Origin of the sequence: Hoeflea sp. BAL378 (genome assembly GCF_000759435.1) — a bacterium.
Lineage (GTDB): Bacteria > Pseudomonadota > Alphaproteobacteria > Rhizobiales > Rhizobiaceae > Hoeflea.
In genome coordinates, this window is the sequence record NZ_JRJG01000131.1 from 1 (window position 1) to 10,191 (window position 10,191).

11 protein-coding genes and 2 pseudogenes are annotated in these 10,191 nt (G+C 70.3%); all 13 read right to left on the minus strand.

Going from position 1 to position 10,191, the window contains the following annotated elements:
* Positions 1 to 3,064, minus strand: a 3,064-nt coding sequence (locus LL06_RS21720; RefSeq protein WP_035531817.1) for a glycoside hydrolase TIM-barrel-like domain-containing protein, incomplete at its 3' end; no start/stop codon positions are given.
* Between the two features lie 15 nt (positions 3,065 to 3,079).
* The gene (locus tag LL06_RS21725) at positions 3,080 to 3,553 is read right to left on the minus strand and encodes an NlpC/P60 family protein (RefSeq protein WP_035531819.1); all 474 of its coding nucleotides are present in this window, start codon (positions 3,551 to 3,553) and stop codon (positions 3,080 to 3,082) included.
* On the minus strand, positions 3,550 to 4,440 hold the full coding sequence (locus LL06_RS21730) for a DUF2163 domain-containing protein (RefSeq protein ID WP_035531823.1): 891 nt from the start codon (positions 4,438 to 4,440) through the stop codon (positions 3,550 to 3,552). The genes LL06_RS21725 and LL06_RS21730 overlap by 4 nt, the downstream gene beginning before the upstream one ends.
* Positions 4,437 to 5,078, minus strand: a complete 642-nt coding sequence (locus LL06_RS21735) for a DUF2460 domain-containing protein (RefSeq protein WP_035531825.1) — start codon at positions 5,076 to 5,078, stop codon at positions 4,437 to 4,439. Before LL06_RS21735 ends, LL06_RS21730 begins: the two co-directional genes overlap by 4 nt.
* A 16-nt stretch (positions 5,079 to 5,094) precedes the next feature.
* Positions 5,095 to 5,661, minus strand: coding sequence for a phage tail tape measure protein (locus LL06_RS21740; protein ID WP_052161812.1), 567 nt, complete (start codon positions 5,659 to 5,661; stop codon positions 5,095 to 5,097).
* Positions 5,662 to 5,668: 7 nt separating this feature from the next.
* The gene (locus LL06_RS21745) at positions 5,669 to 5,896 is read right to left on the minus strand and encodes a rcc01693 family protein (RefSeq protein WP_035531830.1); all 228 of its coding nucleotides are present in this window, start codon (positions 5,894 to 5,896) and stop codon (positions 5,669 to 5,671) included.
* A complete protein-coding gene (locus LL06_RS21750) occupies positions 5,893 to 6,312 on the minus strand; it encodes a gene transfer agent family protein (protein WP_035531833.1) in 420 nt (139 codons plus the stop codon). The genes LL06_RS21745 and LL06_RS21750 overlap by 4 nt, the downstream gene beginning before the upstream one ends.
* Before the next feature lie 7 nt (positions 6,313 to 6,319).
* Complete coding sequence (locus tag LL06_RS21755; RefSeq protein WP_035531836.1) at positions 6,320 to 6,727, minus strand: phage major tail protein, TP901-1 family; 408 nt, start codon at positions 6,725 to 6,727, stop codon at positions 6,320 to 6,322.
* 42 nt (positions 6,728 to 6,769) lie between these two features.
* A pseudogene (locus tag LL06_RS28320) lies at positions 6,770 to 7,168 on the minus strand (DUF3168 domain-containing protein).
* Positions 7,165 to 7,500, minus strand: a complete 336-nt coding sequence (locus LL06_RS21765; RefSeq protein WP_035531840.1) for a phage head closure protein — start codon at positions 7,498 to 7,500, stop codon at positions 7,165 to 7,167. Before LL06_RS21765 ends, LL06_RS28320 begins: the two are co-directional and overlap by 4 nt.
* Positions 7,500 to 8,066, minus strand: a complete 567-nt coding sequence (locus LL06_RS21770) for a head-tail connector protein (RefSeq protein WP_035531842.1) — start codon at positions 8,064 to 8,066, stop codon at positions 7,500 to 7,502. Before LL06_RS21770 ends, LL06_RS21765 begins: the two co-directional genes overlap by 1 nt.
* An 88-nt stretch (positions 8,067 to 8,154) precedes the next feature.
* Entirely contained in the window at positions 8,155 to 9,405 is a 1,251-nt protein-coding gene (locus LL06_RS28325; RefSeq protein ID WP_035531845.1) for a phage major capsid protein, read from the minus strand.
* 243 nt (positions 9,406 to 9,648) lie between these two features.
* Positions 9,649 to 10,119, minus strand: a pseudogene (locus LL06_RS28330) (HK97 family phage prohead protease); the annotation flags it as partial.
* Positions 10,120 to 10,191: the final 72 nt, after the last annotated feature.

Sequence of the window (10,191 nt, forward strand, 5' to 3'; positions counted from 1 at the left end):
CCCGGGCCAAAAACCCCTCCTCCTCCACCGAACTCGACAGCGCCATCGCCCGCCAGGGGCTCCCCAGCGCCGCGGCCCTGGCCCAGCCGGTCTCCTCGCTGCCGGTGATCGCCGGCAGATCGAGGAAGACGATCGCGGGCGCGAAAGGGGCATTGGCGTCGGTGGTGGCGCGACGCGGCAAGGCTTCGGCCGTCTCCACCGATGCGGCGCCCGCATGCGCCACCGCCTCGATGCGGCGGGTGTCGCCGTCCTCGATGCGGGCGATGCAATAGCGGCCCTGCGGCGCGTCGGGCATGGCCAGCCTTATGACGTCGCCCGGCTGCAGCCGCGCCACTTGGGGCGGCAGCGCGAAGCGCAGCCGGCGGCGCTGCAGGCGATGGTCGTGCAGCCATTGGTCGGCGGTCATCCGCGCCAGGCCCGGATCTAGAGCCAGGCTGAGCGGCAGGTCCTGCAGGCGCATGGGCTCGCCCTCGAGCCGGCGCGAGCGGGCCGAGGCGGGGGCGAAGTCGTTGAGCGGGTCGGCCGACAGCACCACCGCCTCGTTGGCGAATTCGCCGGCCTCGCCGCGGATCTCCTCGACGAGCGACCCTTCGCCGGGCTCGGCCACCATGCCGATCTCGACCGGCGCCGAACCGCATTTGAGCCGTGAGACGAACTCCAGCCCGCCCGGCCCTTCGCGCACGTCGATGGCGAAGGCCTCCAGCAGTGGCTCCAGCACGGCGCGGGCCGAGGCCGGGCTCGAGATCACGTGGCCGGTCACCAGCCCGTCGACGCGGCTGGCGTCGAACTCCGTCATCCCGGCGTCGTTCAGCACCTCGGCAATCAGGTCCCTAAGTGCGACAGAGCCGAGCCGGCCGTTGAGCCAGTGGCCGGTGCGCCAGTTGGCGCCGTCCGCCCAGACCGTTGCACTCAGCGGAAACGCCGGATAGGGCCGCGCATCCCAGGTCCACAGGAAGATACGGTCCTTGGCCACCATGCCATCGGCATTGGCGGGGCCGGACCAGTGGTCGAGATGGGCCTCGAGAAAGGCGCGCTGGGCCAGGTCGTCGCGCGCGCCGGTCGAATGCCAGGGCAGTGCGCCTTCCGACGATTTGGGATCGGGAAACAGGTTGGGCTGGTTGGCGCCCTTGTCGACCGCGGGGCAGCCGAGTTCGGTGAACCAGAACGGCTTCGATCCGGGCACCCAGGGGCTGGGGCTGGCCGCCTCGCTGCCGCCTCTCCGGTCGAAATGCGGGTTCTGCCACCAGCCGCGCAGGTCCTTGACCCGGTAGATCCAGTCCTTGCCGGCAAGCCCGTCGGTGATCGGTAGCCGCGTGCGGGCGGCGCGCGCGTGCGCGTCCGCATAATACCAGTCATGGCCCTCGCCGCCGGTGATCGCCTTGGCCATGGCCGCGGCATCATTGGCGAACCCTGCGCCGTCGGGATTGCCCGCGGCCCCGTCGGCGTCGCGCCAGTCGCTCAGCGGCATGTAATTGTCGATGCCGACCGCCCCGATCGCCGGATGCGCCCACAGCGGATCGAGGTTGAAATAGACGTCGCCCGAGCCGTCGTCGGGACGGTAGCCCGCATATTCGGTCCAGTCGGCGGCATAGGTCACGGTGGTGGCGGGTCCCAGCATCGCCTTCACGTCGTCCGCCAGCATGGTCAGTTGCTCGACGAAGGGAAACGCGCCGGTCCCGTCGCGGAGCCGCGTGAGGCCGATCATCTCCGAGCCGATGATGAAGCCGTCGACCCCGCCCGCCGCCTGCGCCAGCGCCGCATGGTGCAGTACGAAGCGGCGGTAGCCTTCGTCCGCGCTGGTCCAGGAGACGGCCCCGCCCGCCACGGCGAAATCCGAGGGCGCCATGGTTCCGCACAGCGTCTCGATTGCGGCGCGCATCGCCGCCGTCCCATCCGGCGTGCCGGGCAGTCCCGGCGCCGGGCTCGCGGTGATGCGCCCGCGCCAGGGATAGGCCGGCTGCTCGGCGGCCCCGTTCGGATCGGCAAGGCCGTTGCCGTGGGGCACGTCCATCAGCACGAAGGGATAGAGCACCACCTTGAGCCCGCGCGCCTTGAGATCAGTGATGGCCTCGATCACCGCCCGGTCATCCGGCGTGCCGCCATAGGCGGGGCCGCCGTCATTGCTGCTGATCAGATGCGCGGCGGCGCGGTCAAGCCCGCCCACTTTCCAGGGCCGGGTCTCGCCGGTGCGCGCGGCCACTTCGACGCCGGGGCGGAAGCGGCAATGGTCCGCGCGCAAATCGTCGCCGAACCAGGAGCAGACCAGCGCCACCGAGGTGAGATTGGGACAGAGCGCCTGCAGCTCGTCGATCGACTGGGCCCAGTCGGTCGTTGCCTGGCGCATGTTGCGGTTGAGCACGCGGGCGGCGCCGGGGCCCAGCGTTTCGCGCACCTGCGTGGTGGCGTATCCATGCTCCGTGGCGCCGGGGATCAGCGCCACCGCCTCGATCGCGGTCTCGAGCTTGCCAACCGGGCGGACCACTTCGAATTGCAGCGCCGGAATGCGGTTGCCGAAATCATCGAGCGGCAGCCGCTCGAACACCACATAAGCAAGCCCGCGCCAGGCCGGCGCGCGGCTCGCGCCCTGCTTGGCCTCGATCAGCGGATCGGGCAATTGCGTGGCCGTGCCGCGGTGGATGCGCATGTCGAGCGTGTCGAGATCGAGCTCGCGCCCGTCGGCCCAGACCCGGCGGATCGCGGCGATCGGGCCTTCGCACAGGCCGAGCGCGAAATTGGCGTGATAGTGCCGGCTCTCGACCCGGGCGCCGCCGCCCTTGCCGCCCTGGCGCTCGCGCGTCACCGTCTCCTCGAACCGCGTGGCCCAGATCAGCGCGCCGGCAACCCGCATCGATCCGTGCACCCGGAGAATGGGAGAGCCTTCGTCGGCGGAGGGAATCCGGGCGCCGCTCAGACCCCGGGCGCGGATGGTGCGGGTGGAGTTGATGAGGCTCGTGTCGAGCATGCCGCCCAGCGTCGCGCCGATGGCCGAGCCGATCGCCGTGCCCACCGGCCCGAACAGGCCGCCGATCGCAGCGCCCGCCACCTGCAGGAGGATTGTCGCCATGTCGAGATCTCGCTTTCACTGCTCTTCGGGACGGACATCCGCACCCACCGACGGGTCGGGAAACCGGTGCACCGCCGCGATCCGCCGCCGCCAGGAAGGAACCAGCGCGCTTTCGATGACGCCCACGGCCTCGTAGGCGTGGATGAAATGGTCTTCACCCGAAAGAATGCCGGCATGCTTGGCCGACACCCCGTCGCGCCAGCGAAACAGGAGGATGTCGCCGGCCCTTGCCTCGCAGACCGGGATGCCCGCGCCGCAGTGCCGCCGCGCCGCCTCGATCAGCCGGTCGGTCCGCCCGCGCTCGGCCCAGTCGGGGGCATAGGCGCCGGGCTGTTCCGCCTCATACCCCATGATCTCCGCCCAGACGCCGCGTACGAGCCCCAGGCAATCGCAGCCCACGCCCTTGCGCGCGCCCTGGTGCCGGTAAGGCGTGCCGATCCAGCCCCGCGCCGCGGCAACAATACGCCGACCCCGGTCCTCGCCTGTCATGGCACGATCGGACGGCCGTCATGGACCGTGTCCGTGTCGGCATAGCCATAGGCGAAGTCGCTGCCGGGCAGAAACGGAAAGCCCTGGAAATTGAATCCGTTGGCGAATTTCGCTCGACAGGTTTCAAACGACTTGTCGCAGCCCGCCGTCACCTCGATCCGGTCGCCGGGCGCAGGCAGCCGCGCCAGCGGCGACCACAGATCGAGCCGCGCGCCGCCGGCCTCGACCCTGTGGGCGGAGATGTCCGCGGTCAGCCCGGCCAGCAGCCCGGTCGTGAACCGCACCCGGCCACCGCCGAACCAGCCGGCCGGCCGGCCATCGAGCCCGCTCGCGATCAGCGTCATCTCGTCGCTCACCCCGGCGATCTCGGCCTCCAGCCGGAATGGCGGCGCGGAAATGTCCTTCGTGCAGCGCCCGTCGCCGAGATCGGCGTCACAGCGGCTGCCATAGAGGCGACCGCGCGGCTGGTCGAGCCGGGCGGCAAGGCTGCGCAGCTCCACCGCGAAGGCAGGACCCGCGGCTCGAACTTCGCCCAGTTCCCGGACCCAGAGCAGCGCGTGGTCGGCGGGGCTTTGCCAATTGACCAGGAAGGCCTCCACCCGCGCGCCGTCATAACGCCCCAGCGCCAGATCGTCGGCGCTGATCGCCGCATCCGAAAACGCGCCCGCCACATCGGCCGCATCTGCCTCGAGCCCCAGGCCCGACTGGACTTCGCTGGCGCGAAACCCGGTGGCGGCGGAAAATACCGTGCCGTCGAAGGCAAGATCACGGTCATGCTCGGCGAAGCCCAGCACCATGCCGTCGGACCGCGTCAGCCGCCAGGCATGGCAGATCGTGGTCGCGGTCCGGTCCAGGTGCTCGTTCAGCGTCTCGGGAAAATCTCTCATGGCCTGATCTCCACCAGCGGCACCGACGGCGCCGCACCCGCCTTGAACGCCGCCAGGCTGATCTCGATGCGGTCGGTGTCGAACCGCACCGGAATGTCGAATTCGAACCCGGCCGTCACCACCGCGCCCGGCGCGGGAACGTGGCCGGGGAGAATCGTCACCAGCCCCGTGGCGCTGTCGACGGAGAAGTCCCCCGGATCGAGCGCCACGCCGCCGACCGCCACGACGACGCTGCCGTCGGCCGGCTTTTCGATCCGGCGCACCGTGGCGCCGCCCGCGTCGGCATAGGTCTTGATCAGGGCGAACAGGGTCGTCGCACCGTCGCCGGTGCCGATCGGCTGGTCCATCGCCGAGACGGCCTGTCCAGGCGGCGCCGAGGCATGGTCGACCGGGTCGCGAAACCGGAACCCGTAGAGCTGGCCGCGCCGCGCCTCGAAGAAGGCGGTCAGTTCATACAGATCCTCGAGCCCGCGCAGCCCGGTGCCGGCGTCATAGCGCCGCCGCGCATCGGTCCAGCGCGCATTGCGGGTCTCGCCGCCATTCGACAGCGCGACGATGTCGGTGCGCCGTCCCGGCCCGCCGCTGGCGCCAAGCGACAGCCTCAACGGAAACCGAATTTCGTGAAAACCGTTGCCCATGGCCCTCTCCTCCCGCTCACAATCCGCGCCGGCCGCGGCCGACCGCGCGGGCCAGCATGGCGGTCACCTGCGCCTCGGATCTGGCGAAGCTCGGGGCATCCGGCGTCGTCACGTTGAAGGTCACATGCACCGCCTGGCCGCCTGCGCCCGAGGCCACGCCGAGCCTGCCGTCGGGCCCGCGGCTGAGGGGAAGGATCGCCTCGGCGCCTGCCTCGCCCATCAAGCCCATGTCGCCGCCCTGCATCGGGAAATAGGTGGGACCGCCGACCACCCCACCCTCGGCGAAGGGCGTGAGCCTGCCGGGCATGCCGCCTTGCGCGAAGGGCAGCATCCGGCCGAGGCTGCCCGTGAGCCCGGAGATCGAGCTGCTGATCAATTGCTCGAGCGGCCTCATGCCGGCATCGAGCGCGATGCCCACCATGCGGGTTCCCAGCGTGCGCAGCACGTCGTCGAGCGCGCGGCCGTCAACCGTCGCCGCCTTCAGCGCGCCCGACAGCGCGCCGCCAAAGGCGTCGGCCCTGTCCTTCAGTTCCTCCAGCGCCCGGTCGGCGCCGTTCAAATCGAGCTCGACGCTCACATTCATGCTGGGCTCATCGACCATCGCCAGGCTCCTTATTGTCTTTCAAATCCGGAAACTGCGCCATCAGCGCTTCAAGTCCCTGCCGCGTCGCCATCGCCGGAAGGTCGTCGGCGCCGGTCAGCGCCGTCAGCTCGACCAGGCTCAGGCGCCAGAACATTTCGGGTGGCAGCCGCAGGCGGGCGAGACCGAAGCGGATCACGGACGCCCAGGGGAAAAACGCCCGGTCCCGCTCCGTCACCTCGTCCCCGCCTGCGGCACGGGAGGGTTTGCGGGCCTGCCCGGAGGTGCGACAGGCCGTGAACCCTCCCGATCTGGTGATGCGTCTGTTCTCTCGAGGCCGCCGCCGAAACTGACCCACAGCAGTTCCGTGGCGATGCGGGCAAAACCCGCCGCCCCGCCCTCGACCGACATCACGGCGACATCCTCGTCGCCCAGTCGGTTGCCCGCGCCGCGCAGTCCGGCGCCGATCACGCGAATTATGTCGGCCGCCGAGAGCCGGCCCGCCTCGAAGCGTCCGGCAAGCTCGACGAGATTGGCGACGCCGAAGGCGCTTTCGAGTTCGGCGAGCGCGCCCAGCGTCAGGCACAGCAGCCGCGTCTCGCCGTCGAACGTGGCCGCGATCTCGCCGCGGCGGCGGTTGGGGTGCACGTTCATGGCCGCCTCACAAGGCCGTGAAGCTGAGCGCGCCGGCGGATTCGAGCGCGATCTCGAAGGTCATCTCGCCGTCATGGCGCCCGGCATATTCGAGCGCGGTGATCTGGAACGGGCCGGTGACGGTGCCGAAAGCCGGGATCAGCACCTGCCAGGCGCGGATCTCGGTGGCGAAGAACACCGCGCGCGTCAGCGCGTCGCTCGCCTGGTCCTTGAACAGGCCGCCGCCCGACAGCGCCGCGCGCTGCACGCCCGCCCCGCCCAGCAGCTCGCGCCAGCGCCCGGCGGAGTCCGCGTCGGTGATGTCGACCGGCTGCGCGTTGAACGCCAGCCGTCTTGCGCGCAGGCCGGCGATGGTCACGAAATTCCCGCCATCGTCGATCTTGACGAGCAGGTCCTTGCCTTTCTGGGCCGTCATGGAAGTGTCCTTTCAGAGTGTGAATTGGGGAGCGGCCATCGCTCACGGCTCGGTCACCGCGCGAAATCGCAGCCGCGCCACGTGCAGGCCGGACTTTGGCGCGCGCCGGCTCACCGTCCGCTCGTGCCTGAGATTGACCAGCACAGCGCCCGCGAGCGCCAGATCCGCGTCGTGCAGCGCCGCGCGCACCGCGTCGGCGAGCGCCGCCGCCTGCTTGCGGCCGTTGTCCTAGCTCCAGGCCTCGATCTCGAAGCGGTGCTCGCTGCCCTCGCCGTCGCCGGTCGAGAAATCCGCTGTCGTCATCTCGCCCAGCACCAGGTAGGGCGGCTCGGCGCGGGTGATCTGCCGGTCGAAGATCCGGCCGGCGCCGATGATCGCGGTCACGCCGGCATCGCCGGCAAGCCGCGCGACCACCGCCGCCTGCAACGCGTTGGCGCTCATGGCATCGTCTCCTCGCAGTCGCAGACCAGGTAGCGGCGGCTCTCGTCGGGATCGCGCACCGCGCGGATGACGAGGCTCCTGCCCCGGTGCACAAAGCGCATCCGGTGCCGCACATCCTCGCGGTGGCGGAGGGTGACGCGGTGACTGATCACCGCCACCGCCGCCCCGCCTTGCTCGTCGGGTCCCGCGCGCAGCGGCTCGATCCGCCCCCACAGCGCCGCGACCCCGGTCCAGCCCTCGCTCACCCCGCCCTGCCCGTCGGGCGCGTTGACCGGCGCTTCGAGCAGGAGCCGCGCGTTCAGCCGGCCGGGGTCGACCATCAGCGCGCTCATCACAAGGCCCGCCGCAGCCAGGGTGCGATCAGCCGGTCATAGCCCGCGGGGATCGCCGCCGGCTGCATGGCGAGCGTCACCGCGCCGCGGAACTCGTAGAGATGCGCGGCATGAAGCAGCATCGCCCTCTTGAGCTCGGGCGGGATCTCGTTGGCGGAGGAGAACCCCGCCGTGAACTCGATCTCGATGCCGTTGATCGGCTGGCCCGGCCGCGGCCGCTGCTTCATCACCAGCCGCGCCGGCCGCGCCGTGGCGTCGAGCAGCATGTCGGACAGGCTGAGCGCCTGCGGCTCGCCCTGGGCGTCGTAAACCAGAATCGCGTCAATGCTTTGCACCGGCGTTCTCATAAGCTGAATCACCGCGCCGCGCGGCCAGTCGTCGAGAGCCAGCAGGAACCCCTGGCTCATCAGCGCCACGCCGGTCACCGCCTCGAGATGGGCGCGCGCCACCCGGATCAGGTCTTCGAGCAGCGCGTCCTCGTCGCCAGCATCGATGCGCAGATGCGCCTTCAGCTCGGCAAGCGTCACCGGCTCCGCTAAGGGCGGATCGGTCTCAATCAGGGTCATGGCAATCTCCAGGATGGTTAGCGCGGGAGGTCGATCCCTCCCCCGGTAGTCCCGGGAGAGGAGAGTTCCGAAATGTGTGGCCTGAAGATCAGGCGGCGAATTTCAGCAGCTTGATCGCCTCGAAATTCTGCACCCCGCCGCCCACGCGCTTGGTCGTGTAGAACAGCACATAGGGCTTGGCCGAATAGGGATCGCGCAGGATCCGCACGCCCGTCCGGTCGACCACCAGATAGCCGCGGCGGAAATCGCCGAAGGCCAGCGACAGCGAGCTTGCGGCGATGTCGGGCATGTCCTCGGCCTCGACCACCGGGAAGCCCATCAGCGAGGCCGCCTGTCCGGCGCCCGCCGGCGGCATCCAAAGATAGTTGCCGTCGGCATCCTTGAACTTGCGGATCTGGGCTTGCGTCTTGCGGTTCATCACGAAGCGCCCGTTCTGCCGGTGCCCGGCTTTCAGCGCATAGATCAGGTCCACCAGCCTGTCGGAAGGATCGGCCCCGAAGGCGCCCGCCGCGCCGGTGGCGATGAAGCCGAGATTGCCCCAGCTCCAGGCGCTGTCGGCCACGGTCGTATAATCGAGGAAGCCGCGCGGCTTGTTGGCGCCGTCGCCCGAAACGAAGGCGGCCCCCTCCTGCTCGGCGAAGGCGGCCTCCACCTCGGCTGCGATCCAGCCCTCGATGTCGAGGGCCCCGTCCTCGATCAGCGAGGCGGTGGCGGCGGGCATGGCGTAGAGCTCCATGGTCGGGAACTGCAGTTCGGTCAGCTGCGGCGTCGCCGTCTGCGGCCTGGCGTCGGTCTCGCCCACCCAGCCGGTGGCCATGCCGTTCAAGGCAAAAGGCTTCTTCAGCACTGCGCCCGAGACCTGCCGCACGGTGGCAATCGCGCGGACCGGCGAGAGTTCGGAGAGCCTGCGCCCGATCTCGGTATCGAGTTCGTCGGGCACCAGATATCCGCCATCGGGGTCCGAACCCGCCGACATCGCCTTGAGTTCGGCGCTGCGCAGCCCGGCCTCGTCGCCGCGCCGCACATAGGCGTCGAACGCCTGCCGCACCGGGCTCGGCGCGGCGCCGCCGCCGCGACCCAGGTCCGGGCGGGCGCGCTTGAGCAGCAGCGCGTCCATCGCGCGCTTCTGCTCGTCGAGCGCCCGGTCGATGCGGGCCATCTTCTCTTCGGTCAGGACGTCGGCGCCGCCGCGGCGCTCGATCTCGGCAAGCCGCTCTTCGTTGCTCTGCTTGTAGTGCTCGAAGGCGGACATGAAGTCCTCGAAGGCGGCGGTCACGTCGGCGTCGAGGCTCTTGGTTTCGGGCGCACGTTCGGTGTTGGTATTCAACTGCGTGGTCATCGGTCGTCCTTTCGACAGGGTCAGGTCAGGGAATGGGGCGGAACCCGCCAGCGCCCTTGTCAGGGCCCTGAGCTTGCGTTCCAGGCGTTTGAGATCCTCGGGTCCGGCGTCCCGCCGGTCCGCAAGGCCGCCATGGCCGCGGGCGATCAGCCCGCGCGCCTGGCGTCTGGAGAGCCCCGCATCCCGCGTGAGCCGTCGTTCGAGGTCGCGCACGGTGAGCGCCGCGCCCGGCGCCGCCTTGACCGCGGTCACCCGCGCGCCCGGCTGCATCGGAAAGGTCACCACCGAGATCTCCCAGAGATCGGCGCTGAGGATCCGCCGCACCCCGCCCTTGGCCTCGGTGCGGGCGCGAACTGTCTGGAAGCCGATCGACAGGCCGTCCAGCGCGCCGGATTTCATCAGCTCGTGCACCTCCCGGGCGCGAGCCACGCCGAGCGCCAGCTTGCCCTCGACATGCAGCCCCCGCGCGTCCTCGCGGATCGACAGCCAGCGGCCGATCGGCTGGTCCGGATCGTGCTGGAACAGCATCCGCACATCGCCCGCCCCCCGGCGCCTGAGCGAGGCGGCAAAGGCCCCTGGCTCGATCACGTCGCGACCGAGATCGACCGCGCCGAACAGGCTGGCGTAACCCGAGAAACTGCCGTCGCCGCTCACGTCCTCCAACGCCAGATCGACGCGCTTGTGCTGCCGTCCCGGCAGTGCTTCCGCAGCCATGGGATGTCCTTTCGTGAATGGGTCTTGATGTTGATAGATGCTGGCGGGCGCTAAGCCCCTCCCCCTTGAGGG